The organism is Microbulbifer mixtoriginis (SeqCode) (assembly GCF_052466715.1).
This window is the reverse complement of sequence record NZ_CP174288.1, coordinates 1,822,627-1,841,220: the sequence shown is the minus strand read 5'-3', so window position 1 is coordinate 1,841,220 and position 18,594 is coordinate 1,822,627. Positions and strand designations below refer to the sequence as shown.

Genomic DNA, 18,594 nt, shown 5'->3' with positions numbered 1-18,594 from the left:
CCAGTGAGGTCAAGGGTGCAATAGAAAATCCAGCGCTCTACTTTGGCTTGTTAGTCATTAACCGTCCGAATGAATCTCTTTGGGTCCGAAGGATATAGTCTGAGCTCTTTTCTCTGACCATTTTTTTCATATAAGAGCAAAACTCCCACGGAACACTTCTCAACTTTTACAAGATCTATTTTCTTCAACTGGCACTCACACCCCCAAATCTCCGGCAAGAAAAATAGCGAAAATGGAAAGTGAGGGCCAATTTATATATCTCTCTCTGTGATTTTAATCCACAAGCAATTACTAGCCCCGCCAAGCACTCGAAAGGTACTTAATGAGCAACCTGAAACCCAATTATCCACATAAGTTGCACCTTTCATACTAGGTAGAAATATATGCTTCCCATTTGCTTTTCGAAAAATAATGGAGAAAAAGAGGACTATTAATACTTCCATACGCTTTATATCAGCTAGCAATTAACTCTATGCAGGCGGCCTTATAACACCCTTCTCTACATCTCTAACCTGCTTAAAAAGCAGAAATAAGATCTTCAGCAAATGAAAGCTATCGACGATAGAGTCACCTGGCAGACAGATAACACCGGCTCTTTACATATTCGCTTTCTTTACTTTAGATAAAACTGCTAATTTCATTAAAAATCAATGAGTTAGCCCACTTCCAAGTACTGCAAACAGACGAGGCTGGTTTTGGCTTTAGATACCTTGAGCGGGATTAGGCTAAAAAGCAGGCTAGATGTCAACTTATAAACATATCTACGCTGGCGTTTACAATTGATAGCAGGTGAGTTAACTGGGATATATTTTCACAAATATGAGATTTAATAAAAAATTAATTCAAGTGGCGATTTAGACTGGCTTTAGAGGAAAGGCTTCACCTAATCTCAACGAGCAGATTTCTGCTCGCTGAGTACTTTTTCACTTGTCAGTTTTTGAGTTCAAAAAGTACGACCCAAAATACGCTTAGCTGCATCTAGGGCGAAATCTTTATAGTCCGCTTCCACCTGCGCCATCTCCAACTCATACTGGAATTGTTCTTTGCGCGGGAGTGCTTTCCATTCTTTTAGAATTGGAATATGGCTGGTTTTTTCTGCAATGGTGTAGAAAGCGACAAACTCTTCTCGCACACTATCTTCCACCTGAAGCGCATCCAGAAGTACGCGGATACGAATGGAAGCTTCAGTAAGCCCTACTCCATCATCCAGTAGTGAACGCGCAATAATCTGAATGCTATCGTTCACTCTTTGGCGCTGCTCTTGTGCGGCCTGCTCCAATTCAGCTAGTTGTTCGGCCTGTTTTTTTTGCGCTGCGGAGAGCTTGCGCAGATAGTAGCCGGCAATAACGGCGAGGGTGAAGATAATTAAAGCCGCAATAACCAGCAACCAGATGGGAAATTCCGTCATTAGATATACACCTTAAGCAAAGCCAGCCCAATGCTGGCAGATACAACAGAAAGCAAAGTGCTGAGACCAACAATATTGGCCGCCAGCTGGCTGTTACCACCCATGGAGTGGGCCATAACAAATGCCGATATCGCACAGGGTGAGCCGGTAATCAGCAGCAGGTAGCCGAGATACTGTGGGCTCAGCCCCATACCCCAACCAATAGCTACTGTGAGCGCCGGCACAGCCACTAGTTTCAGAAATGAAGACATTAAGGCCGTTGGGGAACTGCGCAACAGCTGGCCAAACTTCATGCTGGCGCCTATACAAATTAGCCCCATAGGCAGACTGGCAGAGGCCAGAATTTGAATCGTATCGAGCACCACTTCTGGCAACTGAATACTCACCACTCTAAAAAGAATGGCCAGAATTACAGCGATGATGAGCGGATTCTTACCCAGCTCAGCCAGTAACATACCCAGGCCAAACTTTTTGTCCTTATCGTAAAAAACGAACAGGATCACCGCGAATACATTGAATTGGATGGTAAGTGCTGCCACCAGCACGGCCGAGTGAGAAACCCCAACAGTGCCAAAGGCTTTTTCCACCCAGGCGAGGCCGACAATAGCTACGTTGCCGCGGAAGGCGCCTTGGATAAACGCGCTTCTATCTTTCACTGCTATTGGTCTGGCCAGTAACCAGGAGAACGGCAATATAGCGAAAGTCCCCAAAACTGCTGCGGTGATCAAGGGGATTTCTTTGGATGGTTGCACGGTGGAACTATAAATACTGTTAAATAGCAGCGCCGGCAGCATTACATTGAAAACCAATGCAGTAGCATCATTAATAAATGGCTGATGCAGCATGCCCTGCCGTGTGAGCAGATAACCACCGACGATCATTAAAAAGATCGGGCCAGTAACCAGCAGAGCAAAAGCCAGATTTTCCATCGTTATTTATTCGTCCAGTGCCAGTTCAGCCTGGGGAAGTGGTTTGAGCGCTGACTCTTCGGCTTTATCGCGCAAGTCTGCAGAAATTTGTTTGCGGGTCTTGGCACCCAACTTACGCAGACTATCAATACGTTTCACCGCATTACCGCGGCCTGTCGCCAGTCGCTTGTAAGTCTGTTGATAAGCGTCATCGGCCTGGCGCAGGCGATCACCCAAAGCGTCCAGTGACTCCAGCACCATAGCAAACTGGTCGTGCAGCTTGCCGGCTTCGTCGGCGATTTTTTCCGCGTTCTTGTTTTGTTTCTCGTAGCGCCAGATATTCTCGACGGTGCGCAGGGTCGCCATCAGACTAGTGGGGCTCACCAGGACAATTTGCTTCTCATAAGCGAAACGGAACAAGTCCGGGTCCGCCTGCATCGCCAACATATACGCAGCCTCAATAGGCACGAAAATAAAAACGAAATCCAGGGTGCGCACACCCTCCAGCTGCTCGTAGGCTTTCTTGTTAAGGCCGGTGATATGGGCGCGCAGGGAATTCACATGCTGTTTCAGGGCTTGGGTGCGCTCCTCATCGGTTTCCGCCGAGCTATAGCGCTCGTAGTCCACCAGGGAGACCTTGGAATCGATAATCAGGTCTTTGTTTTCCGGCAGGCGCACAATCACATCCGGCTGGCGCCTGCGGCCATCGCTGGTGAGGGTTACTTGCGTTTCATATTCGCGCCCCTTCTGCAAGCCGGATTCCTCCAACAAACGCTCCAGCACCACTTCCCCCCAGTTACCCTGGATCTTGCGATCTCCCTTCAGGGCAGAAGTCAGGTTCAGGGCCTCATCGCTGATGCGCTGGGTTTGCTCGCGCAGCGCCTTGATCTGCCCCAACAGGCTGTTGCGCTCGGCATTTTCGCGATCGTAGACATGCTCAACCCGCTTACGGAAATCCCCCAGCTGGCGCTCCAGTGGATCGAGGCTTTTGCGCAGGCTATCTTCACTGCGGCGCACGAAGCTCTGCTGCTTCTCCTCGAAAATCCGGTTGGCCAGATTCTCGAACTGCTCCCCCATAGCAACGCGCATCTGCTCCATCAGCTTGCGCTGCTCCGCCAGGGCCTGCTCTCCTTTTTCTACCAGTACCTGGCTGCGGGTCAGCTGTTGTAACTTAGCCGCCAGCTCACCGCGCAAAGTATCCACCTCTTCACCCAGCTGAGTTTCCCGCTCACGGCTGGTATCCAGGCGTGCCTGTATGACTTGCTGCGCCGCTAAGGTTTCTCTCTGAGCTGCTACCGCCTCCTGCTGTGCTGTTTGCGCTTGCAGGATTCGTCTGCGCCCAGCAGAACGGCCCACCCAGAAAGCGAGCCCCAGCAAAATCAACAAGGCGACAGCCGCCAATAGCACGTGATCGGCTTTTAATTGAAGCGGGAACGCTGGCATATAGAGGTACTCCCAGACCCGGAATAGAAGTGTGAAGCAGGCTTCTGCTCAGACCAAGCGCCCGCAATCGACATACCCACTACTAGCCGTGGGCGAGGCGGCCATTCTAACAGCTTGGCCAGGGAAAGTACTCTTAACCCCAATGAAGCCTACCGAGGATGCGTGGCGCAGCAGTAACTTACAAAGGGTTTTAGGGTATTCTTTGAGGATTGGTTTCGATGTTGGTACTCCAGAACGCATGCACAAACACAGCGCCCACCCAGATAGCCCAGCCCCCAGCGCCCTGATCTTTGATTCCGGTGTGGGCGCCGTCAGCATTGCGCGGGAAATCCGCCGCCTGATGCCGGGCCTGACCTTGCACCTGGGTGTGGACAACGGCTTTTATCCCTACGGCAATAAAAGCGAAGAAGAGCTGCGCCCCCGGATCGTCCAGCAGGCCCAAGCCATGATGGAACACTGCGAGGCCGACATCTTAGTGGTGGGCTGCAATACTGCCAGCACCCTCGCCCTGCCCCAGCTGCGCGAATCCCTGAAGAAACCGGTAGTGGGCGTTGTACCCGCGGTGAAACCCGCCGCTGCCGCCAGCCATTCCCGCACCATTGCCCTGATTGCCACCGAAGGCACCGTCAATCGCCGCTACACCCGCGAGCTGATCGAGCAATTTGCCAACGGCAACCGGGTAATTAATGTGCCCGCACCGGAGTTGGTGCATCTGGCGGAAAGCAAACTGCGCGGCGAGGCCATAACCGCAGAGGATTTGGAGCCGGTATTACACCGCGTCTTCCATACCGCGGGCGGCGACCAAGTGGATATTGCCGTTTTGGCCTGCACCCACTTCCCCCTGCTGCGGGAAGAACTCGACCAATTCGCCCCGCGCTCAATCCAATGGCTGGATTCCGGCGAAGCCATCGCCCGGCGAGTGCGCTGGTGGCTGGAAGAACTCGAGCTGATGCTGCCGGATGCGCCAAACACTGGCCGTCTGATCACCAGCACGGTGGACCTAACCGGCAATATAGAACGGGCCTTCCGCGAGTTCGCCCCAGTTGCCGAACCCCTCGCACCTAACCCCTAATAACAAGCCATTAAATGATGAGAACCGCGCAACAGAGTTGACAGCTCCGTCACAAACCGCGACCGTTCCCCGAATAACAAGCCCTAACCGGTACCCGAATTCATGCTGAAGCCGGCATTTCCCGCTCTCGAAATATTTGCGCAGCTGCCCCCCGGCGGACTGCTGCTCACCCCCAACAACCGCCTGCGCAACCGCTGCCAACAGGTGTTTGCCGCGCAGCAGTCGCCCGGTGCCTGCTGGATGCCGCCGCCGGTGGAGTCCTTGCGCAGTTGGCTGGACAAGCTCTGGTTCCAACTGCAACAGCGCAACTGGCAGCCCGCCTTGCAGCAGGTATTGAATCGCGAGCAACGGCAATTACTCTGGCAGCGCGCCCTGGACGAATCCCTGGACCGGCAACTGCTCAACAGCCAGCAGTTGTGCCGGGATGCCGATAGCGCCCTGGCGCAGCTACTCCAATGGCAGCTGATTTCCGACCTCTCGCAAATAGATGAAGCGCTAACTCCCCTATTGGAACAGTTCGCACTCTCTATGCGCAGCGACGAACTGCCGCTGTGCGCCATGATCAAGGCCTTTGCCACTGAGCTTCAGGCCCACAGCGCCATCACCCCAGACCAGCGCGATCAATTGATCCTGCGCGCATTCCAGGAAGGCATTCTGGAGCCCCTGCCGCAAATTGATACCGCCGGCTTTGCCCAGATTTCGCCCCTCGCCAATGCCCTGATTCACGCAGGTGCAACAGCCGTTAATGAAAGGCTAGGACTTACCCTGCAGAGTGAACTATCCGTAGCCGCCTGCGCCGATTTGGATGAAGAACTCTACCAAGCAGCTCTTTGGGCCGGACAAAAGCTCGCCGAAAATCCCGGCCACAGCGTCGGCATAGTCGTGAACAATCTCGGCCAATGCCGCGCCCAGGTGGAAGCGGTATTTTCCCGCGTGCTCGAACCCCAATACCTGGACCCGCAGCAACCGCGCTACACACTGCCGTTTAACTTCTCCGCCGGTACGCCCCTGGCACAGACACCGGTCGGCAGCGCCGCCTTACAATTGCTATCGCTACTGCAAGACGAATGGGATTACCCTCAATTGCAAAATATCCTGTTCAGCCCTTTCTGGGGTGACGACAGTGAAACCTGGCTGCGCAGTGCCCTGTTCCGCCGTTTACAAAAACTGGAGCTGCGCCGTATCGACGGTGCAACCCTGCGCTACTGGGCCGAGCGCACCGCAGAAGTCCTCCACTTGGAATCACCGCAACTGCCCCGTCAGCTAGAACAAATGGCCGAGCGCGCCCGGCGCTGGCAGCGAGCCCCCGCAGAAATTTGGGCCGCGCGTTTTTCCGAAACACTTAGCGCATTAAATTGGCCCGGCAGCCGCAACCCGGACAGCCAGGAATACCAGCAGCTGATGCAATGGGAGTCCATCCTGGAAGAGTTCGCCGCACTCAGCGCCTGCGGTGGCAACCTTACTCTCACCCAGGCCCTGCAATTGCTGCGTCAGATTGCCAGCCGCACCCCCTTCCAAGCGGAAACCCGCGATGGCCCCCTGCAAATTCTCGGGGTACTGGAAGCCGGCGGCCTCGCCTTCGATCACCTGCGCCTGGTCGGCTTCGGCCAGCAGCAGTGGCCGCCGGCACCGGCACCCAATCCACTGTTGCCGATTCAATGGCAAAAACACTGGAAGATGCCCCGCGCCAGCGCCGAGCGGGAATTGGAACTGGCCCGCGAACTCACCGCCGACCTGCAGAATGCCAGCGGCGATATCGTCGTGAGTTACACCTGTGAAGAAGACGGTGTGCAGCAGGGACTGAGCAGCTTGTTTGAAAGCCCGCAACAAGCCCAGCACTTTGCCGAAGGCGCCCTGCACAATCACTACAGCCAACTGGCGCAAGCCTGCCAACTGGAAAAAGTCGAAGACAAAAAGCTACCACCACTCACACCCGCCGAATGCGAACGGGTACGCGGTGGAGCCTCGGTGCTCAAGGCCCAGGCCCTGTCCCCGTTAAATGCACAATTGCGTTTCCGCCTTGGCGCCAGCAGTTTTACCCAACCGGATATCGGCCTCGGCCCTGCCGAGCGCGGTAATGTGGTGCACCAAGTGCTGGCGGAATTCTGGCAACAGTGCGGCACCCTCGCACAACTGAAAGCTATTGACGACGAGCAACGCCAAGCGCAAATCGAACGCGCGGTGGAGCGCTCCCTTGGCAGTGTGCGCAAAAAATACAATCACCTGCCGATCGGATTTTGGGCCATGGAAAAGCAGCGCCTGGAGCGCCTGCTGCAACAATGGCTGTCTGTCGAACTGGACAGGCCCAACTTCTCCGTAGAAAAAGTCGAATGGGAACAGGCCGTGGAAATCGGCGGGCTGCACTTTAACCTGCGCCTGGACCGACTGGATCAACTCGCCAGCGGCGAGCAACTGGTAATCGATTACAAAACCGGTATTCCCAGTATTCGCGACTGGTTGACCCAGCGTATCCGCGAACCCCAGCTGCCGCTCTACGCCCTATTCCAACCGGACGCCCACGCCATCGCCTTCGGCCAGGTGCGCAACGGCGACTGCAAATGGAATGGCTGCGGAGACCTGGAGCACCCCATTACCGGCATTAAAGCCGTGGGCGATACGGAAAAGGAATCCCCCTACGGCACCTGGAGCAATCTGGTGGAGCACTGGCGCTACAGCCTGGAATCCCTCGCCACCGAATATCGCAGTGGTGTAGCCACCCTCGCCTTTGATCGCCCCACCGATAACAACAGTGAACTCTGGCCCCTAAACCGCTGGCCGGAAAGGGAGCAAATAACCGAATGAACGAAGTCGTGACCACTCCCGACCTGCGCCGCCCCATCGATGCCGACGCCCGCAGCCAAGCCCTGGATATCAGCCGTAGCTTTGCCGTGTCTGCCCCGGCGGGTTCCGGTAAAACCGGCCTGCTCACCCAGCGCGTATTAAAGTTGCTCGCCGCCTGCCAGCAACCGGAAGAAGTGCTGGCGATTACCTTCACCCGCAAAGCCGCCGGTGAAATGCGCGAGCGCCTGATCGGCGCCCTGCACAGCGCCCGCGATCAAGCCCGGCCAGATAACCCCCACGATGCCATCACCTGGGATTTGGCCCGCGCCCTGCTGGAGCGGGATCGCGAACTGGAATGGGAACTGCTGCAAACACCCCAGCGCCTGCGTATTCAAACCATCGACGGCCTCTGCCGCAGCCTCGCCAGCCAACTGCCGATCGAGAGCGGCCTGGGCGCACCGGGCGAACCCCTGGAGCGCACCCAAATTGCCTTCGAACTGGCCGTAGTGAACCTGCTCAAACACCTCGATGGCGAAACCCCAGACGCAGACCTACAGCAGCTACTGCTCCATCTGGACAACGACCTGGGCCAACTCAATAAGCTGCTGCGTATTTTATTGGACAAGCGCGAGCAATGGCTCGGCCCACTTTTGAGCGTCAACTTTGACGGCGCCCAGGATTATTTTCATTTTGTCATCGACGAATTGGTAGCAAAAAAGCTGCAAGACCTCACCACAGCCCTCGGCAGCTACGCCGGGGAACTGCTGGAGCTGGCCAGTTATGCCGGCAGCAATTTACAAAAGGAAAACCCCAGCCACAGCCTGTGCCTCTTCGCCGAACTGGACGATTTCCCAAGCGCGGACAGCAGCGGTCTGCCCGCCTGGCTCGCCCTCGGCAGTCTGCTCCTCACCACCACCGGTGATCTGCGCAAAGGCGGCGGCATCAATAAAAAACTCGGCTTTGGCCTGCCGGATAAAAAAGATCCCGAGCGCCCCATCGCCGAAGAATACAAACAGCGCATGAAAGATCTGTTGGCAGAACTGGCCGGCAACGAACCGCTGCTCTCCGCACTGCGGGAAGTGGGCAAGCTCCCCAGCGGACTGCAACAGAGTCAATGGCAACTGTTGCAAGGGCTCGCCCAGGTACTGCCCAAGTTAGTCGCAGAATTAAAACTGGTATTCCAACAGCTGGGCGCCACAGACTATACCGAAGTGGCCCAAGCCGCACTGATCGCCCTGGGCGATAGCGATAACCCCACAGACCTGGCGCTGAAACTGGACCTGCAAACCCAGCATATTCTGGTGGACGAATTCCAGGACACCTCCCACACCCAGCTACAACTGCTGGAAAAACTCACTGCCGGCTGGCAGCAGGGAGACGGCCGCACCCTATTTATTGTCGGCGACGGCATGCAATCCTGTTACGGCTTCCGCAATGCCAACGTGGGTATTTTCCTGGATGCGCGCGAACGCGGTATCGGTGAAGTGCCCCTGGAAGCCCTCGACCTCCAGGTAAATTTCCGCTCCGAAAGTGCGGTGGTGAACTGGGTCAACGAGACTTTCCAGAGGGCCTTTCCACAAGCGGACAATATCGGTCGCGGCGCCGTGCGCTATCTACAATCCGAAGCGTTTAAAGGCAGCAAATGGGCTGAGCCCTCGGTGAATTTCTACGGCTGCATTGATGACGAAGACCGCAACCGCGAAGCCACCCAAGCAGTTGAACTGGTGCAGCAATTACAAGCGCAAGATCCGGAGAGCCGTATCGCCATTCTGGTGCGCAAGAAAAAACACCTGCAAAAGATTCTGCCGGCCCTAAGCGCCGCCAATGTCGCCTTCCAGGCCCCAGAGCTGGCGCCACTCGCCAGTAAAATGGTGGTGCTGGATTTACTCAGCCTCACCCGCGCCCTGCTCGACCCCAGCGACCGAATCAGCTGGCTGGCCGTACTCCGCGCCCCCTGGTGTGGACTGCAACTGCCGGACCTTTACACCCTGGCCAACTGGGGCAATGGGGATATCACCGTAACCGATACCAGCGCGCGCCCACTATTAATGGCCTTGCAGGAAGTAGACGATATCGCCCTGCTCAGCGATGAAGGGCGCGCGCGCCTGGCCCAAGTAGCTCCCAAACTGCTACACGCCTGGCAACAGCGCGGCCGCAAACCCCTGCGCACCTGGATTGAAGGCCTCTGGCTGGAACTGGGCGGCCCCGCCACCGTTGCGCAAAAATCTGACCTGAATAATGTGCAGGATTTTCTGCAATTATTAGAAGCCTTCGATACCGGCGGCGCCATTACCGACTGGCAACAGTTCACCCTGGCCCTGGAACAGCTCTACGCCCGCCCCGCCCAGGATGCCAAAGTGCAGGTGATGACCATTCACAAATCCAAAGGGCTGGAGTTCGAACACGTACTGATCCCAGGCCTGGACCAAGGCGGCAAACCCGGCAGTGATCAATTACTCCGCTGGAGCGAATGGCTCAACCGGGAAGGCGAAAGCCGCTTCCTGCTCGCCCCCAAAAATGCGCGCGGCGGCCGTGACCCGGTTTTTGAATACCTGAAGCACGACAACAGCGAACGCGAACGCCTGGAAGGCACCCGTCTGCTGTACGTAGGCTGCACCCGCGCTATCCGCTCACTGCATCTTTTAGCCTGCATCAACCGGGATGAAAAAAAGGGCCACCTAAAAGCCCCCGGCAGCGCCGCCCTACTCGCCGGCATCTGGCCCAGTGTTTTGCACCACCAGGAAAACGACTGGTGCCACTGGCTGGAAGCGGAAGAAGCCCTGCTAAACCAGGAAGAAGCCAGCAGAGATCACGACTACCTGTCACGCCTGCCCAACCAATGGCAACCCCAAGCCATGCCCCGGCAGGAATGGCTGGCCCAATACCGCATGCCAGACTACCAACCCAAAACTGAGGAAGAAGACAATATTCCCGAACTGGGCCAGGTAGCCCTGCGCTGGCTCAAACACGCCGGCACCGTAGCCCACGAAACCCTCGCCACCATTGCCGAGACCAACATTAACGACTGGACCCCCAGCAAACTGGAAGCCCAACGCCCCCTATGGCAACTGCGCCTGAAACAATTGGGGCTATCCGCCACCAGCCTGGACCGTGCCGCCGAGAAAGTGGAGATCGCCGTACGCAACAGCCTCAACTGCCCCACCGGCCGTTGGCTATTGGATGGCTCACTAAGGGAATCCGCCTGCGAACTGGAACTCCACAGCGGCGGCCGACAGTTAAGACGCTCCATTGTGGACCGCACTTTTATTGATGACGAAGGCACCCGTTGGATTGTCGACTACAAAACGGCCGAGCCCAGTGGTGAAGAAAACCAGGAAGAGTATATTGCGGCTCAGCTGGAGCAGTATCGGAATCAGTTGGAGAATTACCGCAAGCTCTTTTATGCGCGGGGGGAGCGGAATATTCGGTGTGCGCTGTATTTTCCGTTGATGCAGAGGTTGGTGGAGTTGGATTAGGGGGCGCTAGGCATAGTGCAGGTCTGGTACCTGCACTTTTTATAAAATGGCAAGGGGAGTTGCTCGCACAAAATACACCCATTGGACAGTTAGAGATTGAGTATAAAAGTAAACAAATTTGCTCGCTTTAAGCCCCTTACTAAACAAGAAAAGCAAACCGAGCCTATGCCGGGTGAAGCTGATCCGAAAGAAGCCAAAATGAAAGGCTTTATGACTGTTCAAAAAACCAAGAACAAGTTCAAGATTAAGAAATAATTTACCGAGCCATTACACCTCAATGAGGCGTGCATTTTCCTTGTCATAGGTGTAATTAGTGATTGATCCATCTTTGATTTTTTCAACAACCTCATCAATCACGAACAGAGGAACTAAAAACCACTCTCTAGGCACAACGGGATTTCCAAAGCGATCATTGATTTCAATATCTAACTTAACAGCCTCGAAAAATCGATGGATAATTTTTTCTAGCTTGCTCCGATTAACATTTGCCAGATTATATGTTGCCACAATTTCAACATCTGCCATCAGGTAGGTAGGTTCAAGCTTAGCATTAGCAATACGCTGCTCTACCTTTCCTCCGGTAATTCCAATCTTATGAATGACATTCCGGTTTTGCTCTATAAGAGGATGGTTTGATTTACTGCTAAGCACGTAAATCGTGCCACTCGCCAAATCTTCCTCTTCCGCCACATCATCAAAAAGTGGCCCGGCAGATAGTGAAACGATTCTTCGGCCTGCCTCATCTTCGTAGAGTGCTTTTTGTAAAGAGCGCAGGAGTAAATCACTCTCTGTTCCGTTGTCATAGATTACACGTAAACGGTAATCGTTTTTATCAAAGCCATGGATACGCTCTTCGCTTAATTCTGCGACATAGGCTTTTTGTCCGCTAACGATGAACCAATCTCCTTGCTGGATTTTTGCCATGTAGTCACGATCTTTTTGATCTTTAAGCAGTTTTGCTTCAACCACACCATGCTTTAAGTCACTTTGAATTTTGTCAAATAATGGTTTGAAGTTCTCGAAGTCATCGCACGGAGTGCGGTTTGCAATTTCTTCCGCTGCTTTCTTATCTGCTTGAGACTTAACGTGCTTGAGATAGGTAATATCTCCTTCCTTCGGTGCTTCAATCCCTAGCTCTGCTAAAAGCTCCTCATCTGTATTGTATTCAGCAGGCGGTTCTGAAATTTTCATAGCTCCAGTTAATATGCCCTGATGATCCATTTCCTCAATAAGGGTTAGGCATTCCTCCTGCTTTCTAATTTGATCTAGCCTCGTGGCATATAGGCGCTCAAAAATATCTTTGTTTTCGCCATGCTCTGGTACATGACCGTGCTCATCGACAAATCGTTGAATTTCTTCAAAGCCAGCAATTATTCGCTCTTCTTTGGGTGTTCTGGCAGCTTTCTTTTCCGGTTTAGCGTCTACACCAAGTTCTGCTAATAGTTCCCGATTAGACTTACCTTTATTAGTACTATCAGCCATTAGATTCCTCCATGACTTTTCTTTGAAGGAAGGCAATACCTTCTGCCATTCTACGCTCCCAAGGGTCTGCCGATGTGATATCGGGTAAGCGTCCACGTTCACGCTTGAATTGAACCGCTCTTATAGCTAATTCGCGCGCTTCCTCTTCGGTCAATTTAATTTTTTTAGCGTTAATCACGGCCTTAACTTGTTTTAAGCTTTCTTCATTCATCGCTTTTGCTAAGATGGCATACGCTTCACTAAATGGGTTAATGCGATCAATCAGATCAATATCTAATTCACGAACATCCATAGCAAACCGCCTTACCCCATCAACAAAGGCCGTATTTGCGGAAGTTTCACCACTCCCATTTTGGTTAGCGATTTCTTTTGCTTGTTGTGTCAAATTTAACGCGGCAATCGCATGTTGACGAACGGCTTCTTGGTCGTCGTCATCCAGCTCTGGATATTTGTCTTTAACGATTTTACCCATGCGGATTTGGGTTAGCTCTTCGGGGACGACTTCTTCATCAAACAATCCTCTTTCAAGCGCGTTTTTGTCTTGAACAAAAGCAGTAATAACTTCGTTTAAGTCCTCTTGGCAGATTCGTTTTGCGCCGTCACTTTTAGGTTCAACTAAGCCATTAATCTCAATTTGGAATTGCCCTGTTTCACCATTAAATCCAACATTATTGCCATTGGGGTCATAGCCTTGCTCGCCGTAATCAAACCCTTCTTGTGGGCCGCTGGTCGGGGTTTTCGGCGTAAAATTGAATTTGGGAGTTAACACCTGTTCCATCAATAAGCTGGCAGCAATTGCCTTTAGCGTATCGTTCACTGCGTCAGTGACTGCATCTTCGGCAGCATCCGGCTCTGCTATCAAATTGGTGAAGCGCGAGCGAGTTTTACCTTCTGCATCGCGGGTTGCACGCCCGATAATTTGGATTATTTCAGTAAGGCTTGATCGATACCCAACAGTTAAGGCGTGCTCACACCAAACCCAATCGAAGCCTTCTTTCGCCATTCCTAATGCAATAATAACATCCACAAAATCTCGGTCTGTTTTGGCTTCTGGTCGTTTTAACGCTGCTGATACTTTCTCTCGTTTCGCATCATCATCAACCAAATCAGCAACTTTGAGTAACTTTCCTGTTTTGGAGCGAATTAATTGAAAGCCTGTATCTTCATCAATGCCTTCCCATTCCCCCAAGGCTGCAAAGATATTTTCGACTTCTTTTATTTTTTGCTTGGTACTTTCACGAGAATTAACATTTGGGATATGAATAATTGTTTTCTCAGAAGGAATAAGAACATCCCTTATCTCATTGGTATAGTCACCGCTTGAATAAAAGTAATAACCGATGTCCAATGTTTTTAGATACTCATACCCATTTAGTTGCTCGTAATAGGTATAAGTGACGGTTTCGAATCGAGATTCATCTTCGGGTGACAACACCGCCTCGGCGTCACCTCTAAAGTAGGAACCAGTCATGGCGACGATATGTACTTTATCTCGCGCAATAAACTCACCTAAATGCATGCCGAGCTTGTTGTCAGGGTTCGCACTGACATGGTGGAATTCATCAACTGCAATCAAACAATTATCAAACGCAGGCACGCCATACCGATCTACGGCGAAACGGAAGGTCGCATGAGTACAGACTAAGACTGAATCATCACTATCGATAAAAGCCTTCACCGAATTAACCTTTCCGCCATCTTCGCCGGGCGCGTTGCATAGATTCCATTTCGGCGTAAGTTCCCAATCCCAGTAAAAGCCATATTGAGAAAGTGGTTCATCATTAAAGCTTGCACCAATCGATTTTTCGGGCACAACGATTATTGCCTTTTTAATTCTTTGATTATTAAGTTTGTCTAAGGCAACAAACATCAAAGCACGACTTTTACCAGATGCGGGCGGAGATTTAATGAGTAGGTACTGCTCGCCACGTTTTTCGTAGGCGCGCTCCTGCATGACTCGCATACCCAATTCATTGGATTTTTTGGAGCTGCCATTGCGCGCATAATTTACTGTTACAGAGGGTATAGATTTGTTCTCCGCCATTTTTAAGAAACCTTTTTCTGAGACTTTACCGTTGTTTTGGTCATTTTAAAATAAAGATCAAAGAGTTTTTCTAGGCGCTCTGTATCATTTTTAAAGCGACGGCCAATATAAATGCGCTCTAGCACTTCGTCGTTGCGTTCATGCGCTCTGCGCAAATCGTCTGGCATCTTGTCGGGGTCGTAAAGATCGGCGATAGCTGCAGGAAAGTGTGACTCTCGCGCTAACATTATATCTTGGGCGCAACGAGCTAAATCCTCTTTATTTTTCGTTGTCATCTTAGATAGAGGAAAGGTATTCCAGCCTAAAGTTTTTGAATATCTAAAATCTGTCTTTAACCTGCCACAGACTGTGGCCACCCATATTAGGTGAAGGCGAGATGCAACAATGGAAAAATTCCAGCTATCTGATTGATAAATAGCAAATGCGGCGTCAGATACAACACAATCATCATTTGATATGGTTGCAGGAAGATACTCCCTCCTTTCCGAGCTAGTTTTTGCAACCGGAATAGCTACCGCGTTGCAATGAGATCTCTGCGCAAATTTATGAGGTATTTTCGCATATGCTCTTGTGGTCTTCGCACTAGAAGAAAGTCGAAACATCTCAACGTTCGCTACTCGTTCCTTGATTGGCGGAATTGATAGAGCTTCATCTAAATCATTATCGTCAATCCATAGGCACCACCGCAATTTTCCTGTTGTTAATTCACTTGAACCTAAAAATTGCTTGACGAATTTCCTTGCTTTTGGATAGTCACCTAGTAACAGCTCTTTTTCGGTAGTACTTAGTATCAAGTGTCCACCATCACGAGGCATACTTCCAGACACGATTGGCGGTAACTCGGGAGATATCGGTACCTTTGACGCTGCAACGAAATGAGATTCTCCGGGTACCAAGTAGGGCGATATCGAGGAACAAGCCTTAAAAACATCGTTACTAAAAACTCCTTTTACAGGTGATTCGTTAGTCCCCATCCCCACAATTACACAAGTAACCATCGCATTGTTACTTGCATTATTCCTCCACGCAAATGATCTATGAGCGAAAATTATTCTAACTTCATTATCGAATACGCGACTCCAAACATGCTGTACTTGCTCCCCCTCACAAATAGAGCTAGTTGATACAAATGCAAGAGTTGACTTTGTGGATCGCAAAAATTTAGCGCCTTTAATGTACCAACCCGATACATAGTCACAATCCTTGTAATCATTTCCTCCAAAAAAGAGTTCACAAAGGTCTGCCTTTTGATCTGCCGATTGTTTTCTTGCTCCCTTAAATGGTGGATTTCCACAAATGTATGTTTCCCCCCCCTCATTCTCAAAATCTATCTCGACTTGATTTAGGGGCGTACTGAATAAGTCGTCGCTCTGAAGTTTTACGCCAGTTCCAGTAGGTGGGCAGATACTGAGCCAATCCAGGCGAAGTGCATTACCACAGATAATCCAATTCATCTTATTGAGAGGTAGAAGTTCAGCAAGCGCTTCTTGTTGGCCTCTATAGAGCACGTCACATTGGTATTCTGCAATGATGAGAGCGAGGCGTGCAATTTCTGCTGGAAAGTCACGAAGCTCAATGCCACGAAAGTTTGTTAGCGGAATATCTGTCTTTCTATCTGTTTCACCGCGACGCAAATTAATTTCAGCTTCAATTGCACGCATTTCCTTGTAGGAAATAACTAGGAAATTTCCCGAACCACAAGCTGGGTCAAACACACGAATTTTTGCCATTCGCTTACGAAGGTTGAGGAGCTTTTGTGGGCTGCTTCCAGCTTCTTCGAGCTTTGTTCGCAGATCGTCAAGAAAAAGCGGGTTCAAGACTTTAAGAATATTCGGTACAGAAGTGTAATGCAGGCCGAGTGCACCACGCTCCTCTTCATCCGTTACTGCTTGGATCATTGAACCAAAAATATCAGGGTTGATTTTCGTCCAATCTAAATTACCAATATGTATTAAATAGGAACGGGCAATCTTGCTAAAACATGGCACATCAGTATTGCCAGAGAAAAGACCGCCGTTTACATATGGGAATGTGTCTGCCCATCGTGGCAACCCGGCTTTTGCTCGATGTTCAATCGCCGTATCCATCGCGCGAAATATCTCACTCATGACTTTGTGGGTGTTGGATGAATCTCGCTCGCTCATTTGCTCGATGGTCAGGGTAAACAGTCCTTCACCATGAAAGATGTCTGTGTCCTCGGCAAAAAAACAAAAAATCAAACGTGCCATGAAGTGATTCATATCATGACGACGCTCTTCTGTTCCCCATTCAGGGTTGTCTTTCAATAACTCAATATAAAGACGATTTAAACGCCCAGTCGCCTTGATATCAAAAGAGCTTTCACGAATTTGCTTTACGGTTGTGATTCCGGCTAACGACAAAAAGTACCCAAAGTGATCTGGAAACTCCTCGTAAGCGCATACAACAGGTGGCTCATCTGAGGTTATGTCTTCTGCTTCAAAATCAATACCATCGGTTGCTAGAACAAACTTGACCTTACCTTTCTTAGTCGCGGGACTTTTTTTAAGAAGTGCCAAGGTGTCGGATACACTGCCTTGTTCGCAAACAGCCAAGTGAATGTTGTTACGCTGTAAAACACCGCCTTCAATATCGGAAGAGTTTGTATTACCGCTTTTCAGGCGTTTAATGGTGGCAGGTTTATTGCCAAATGCTTCTAAAAAGGCATAGGGAAAGTTATCCGAATCAAATTCTTGCTCGGCTAAAAGTGATATTGCTTCTTCTATTTCTACTGCATTCAAAGGTGCCTACCCTTTACTCAAGTTCTTCTGCTCTTCTATCCAGTATTCAATATCTTCTCTTTTGAAGCGCCAACTTCCACCGACCTTGAAACCCGGAAGTTTACCGGCGGCAGCTAACTTATAAGCTGTCTTCTCAGCGAGCTTTAAATACTCTGCCACCTCTTTCAAGGTCAATATTTGATCGCTCATAGCATGTATGAATCGCAAAGATAAAAAAGGGGAGAATAAGGGAAAATCGGGGAATCCACAATGACAATGATGTCGTGACTGAACAAAACGGTTTGGTCGCCTCCACTGGACGCACTCAATCGGCGAACGATTGGTCGATAGTACCAAGGAGCGCGAAAGCTCCATGTTCACGGGCTGTTGGGCATCTAGAAGAAACAACTCTGGACACCCACCAAATAGAGCGGCGCTGGCACAAACATGCCGAGACCAACGTTAACGACTGAACACCTAGCAAGCTGGAAGCCCGGCGCCCCCTATGGCAACGGCAACTGCGCCTGAAACAATTGGGGCTATCCTCCACCAGCCTGGACCGCGCCGGCGAGAAAGTTGAACGCCATTCGCAAGAGCCTAAACTGCCCCACCGGTTGCTGGTTATTCGATAGCTCATTAAGTGCAATTCTGGACACCCACAAAATAGCGCACAAAATAGCGCACAAAATAGCGAGGCGGGCAAGGCAGTAGTAGCCAAATGATAAGACTGACATCGAATTCAGGAAACTATTTAAATTCAATAAGTTACAGTGGAATTTCAGCTTAGGCCACTAGCCCTCACACTTCCCTATTCCGCTCCACCATGGCCACTCCCCAACCCCCTCTTTCCCATCGAAAGGAGATCCATAAAAGGATCGAAAACGAACAAAAAGTGGACAGTAGAAACGGTTAGAGTGGATTCACAATGAAAGGAGCCCTACCTAAACCCCCTCCCCTTTTTTATCGTCATAGTGGCATCTTTGAGAGCACACTATCTCCACACGAATCAGAATGCAGCTTCTCAGACTCTATAAGTAAAAAATCAACACTAGTTGGAATGATCAGCTGAGTTCACTATATAGCTAGCGTTGCTGCAATCTGTTTACACTAACTTTTATCAGTTACCTTTTCCCATTCATCTTCATAGCCGGCTGAACGAAAATAGGCCATCAGCATAAAGACCGATACTGGGCACCCATCAATTACAAAATATAATCCCAACCCTATCTACTAAAGCGTTAA

The 18,594-nt window shown here is 50.9% G+C and carries 11 protein-coding genes; 4 read left to right on the top strand and 7 right to left on the bottom strand.

The window, feature by feature from the left end:
• Nucleotides 1–943: 943 nt before the first annotated feature.
• The 3 genes from ACJJH9_RS08230 to ACJJH9_RS08220 are packed head-to-tail and all read right to left on the bottom strand — an operon-like array spanning nt 944 to nt 3,759.
• Nucleotides 944–1,408: a DUF2489 domain-containing protein gene (locus ACJJH9_RS08230; protein WP_252085672.1), complete on the bottom strand. Its 465-nt coding sequence runs from the start codon at nt 1,406–1,408 to the stop codon at nt 944–946.
• The gene (locus tag ACJJH9_RS08225; RefSeq protein ID WP_444924917.1) at nt 1,408–2,337 is read right to left on the bottom strand and encodes an AEC family transporter; all 930 of its coding nucleotides are present in this window, start codon (nt 2,335–2,337) and stop codon (nt 1,408–1,410) included. Before ACJJH9_RS08225 ends, ACJJH9_RS08230 begins: the two co-directional genes overlap by 1 nt.
• 6 nt (nt 2,338–2,343) lie before the next feature.
• Nucleotides 2,344–3,759, bottom strand: a complete 1,416-nt coding sequence (locus tag ACJJH9_RS08220; protein WP_444924916.1) for a DNA recombination protein RmuC — start codon at nt 3,757–3,759, stop codon at nt 2,344–2,346.
• A gap of 31 nt (nt 3,760–3,790) precedes the next feature.
• On the opposite strand from ACJJH9_RS08220, the gene murI reads away from it, so the two are divergent.
• From murI to ACJJH9_RS08200, 4 genes are all read left to right on the top strand, one after another.
• A complete protein-coding gene (gene murI, locus ACJJH9_RS08215) occupies nt 3,791–4,831 on the top strand; it encodes a glutamate racemase (protein WP_444924915.1) in 1,041 nt (346 codons plus the stop codon).
• 102 nt (nt 4,832–4,933) lie between these two features.
• Nucleotides 4,934–7,633: a PD-(D/E)XK nuclease family protein gene (locus ACJJH9_RS08210; RefSeq protein ID WP_444924914.1), complete on the top strand. Its 2,700-nt coding sequence runs from the start codon at nt 4,934–4,936 to the stop codon at nt 7,631–7,633.
• Nucleotides 7,630–11,088, top strand: coding sequence for a UvrD-helicase domain-containing protein (locus ACJJH9_RS08205; RefSeq protein WP_444924913.1), 3,459 nt, complete (start codon nt 7,630–7,632; stop codon nt 11,086–11,088). Before ACJJH9_RS08210 ends, ACJJH9_RS08205 begins: the two co-directional genes overlap by 4 nt.
• Before the next feature lie 96 nt (nt 11,089–11,184).
• On the top strand, nt 11,185–11,343 hold the full coding sequence (locus ACJJH9_RS08200) for a hypothetical protein (protein ID WP_444924912.1): 159 nt from the start codon (nt 11,185–11,187) through the stop codon (nt 11,341–11,343).
• A 12-nt stretch (nt 11,344–11,355) separates the two neighbouring features.
• On the opposite strand, the gene ACJJH9_RS08195 is transcribed toward ACJJH9_RS08200, so the two are convergent.
• The 4 genes from ACJJH9_RS08195 to mads1 are packed head-to-tail and all read right to left on the bottom strand — an operon-like array spanning nt 11,356 to nt 17,562.
• Nucleotides 11,356–12,570, bottom strand: coding sequence for a GIY-YIG nuclease family protein (locus ACJJH9_RS08195; RefSeq protein WP_444924911.1), 1,215 nt, complete (start codon nt 12,568–12,570; stop codon nt 11,356–11,358).
• Nucleotides 12,563–14,614, bottom strand: a complete 2,052-nt coding sequence (locus tag ACJJH9_RS08190; protein ID WP_444924910.1) for a DEAD/DEAH box helicase — start codon at nt 14,612–14,614, stop codon at nt 12,563–12,565. The genes ACJJH9_RS08195 and ACJJH9_RS08190 overlap by 8 nt, the downstream gene beginning before the upstream one ends.
• A 2-nt stretch (nt 14,615–14,616) precedes the next feature.
• Complete coding sequence (locus tag ACJJH9_RS08185; RefSeq protein WP_444924909.1) at nt 14,617–17,373, bottom strand: class I SAM-dependent DNA methyltransferase; 2,757 nt, start codon at nt 17,371–17,373, stop codon at nt 14,617–14,619.
• A gap of 6 nt (nt 17,374–17,379) precedes the next feature.
• Nucleotides 17,380–17,562 carry a methylation-associated defense system helix-turn-helix domain-containing protein MAD1 gene (gene mads1 / locus ACJJH9_RS08180; protein ID WP_444924908.1) on the bottom strand — a complete coding sequence of 61 codons (183 nt, stop codon included), beginning with the start codon at nt 17,560–17,562 and terminating at the stop codon, nt 17,380–17,382.
• Between the last annotated feature and the right edge of the window lie 1,032 nt (nt 17,563–18,594).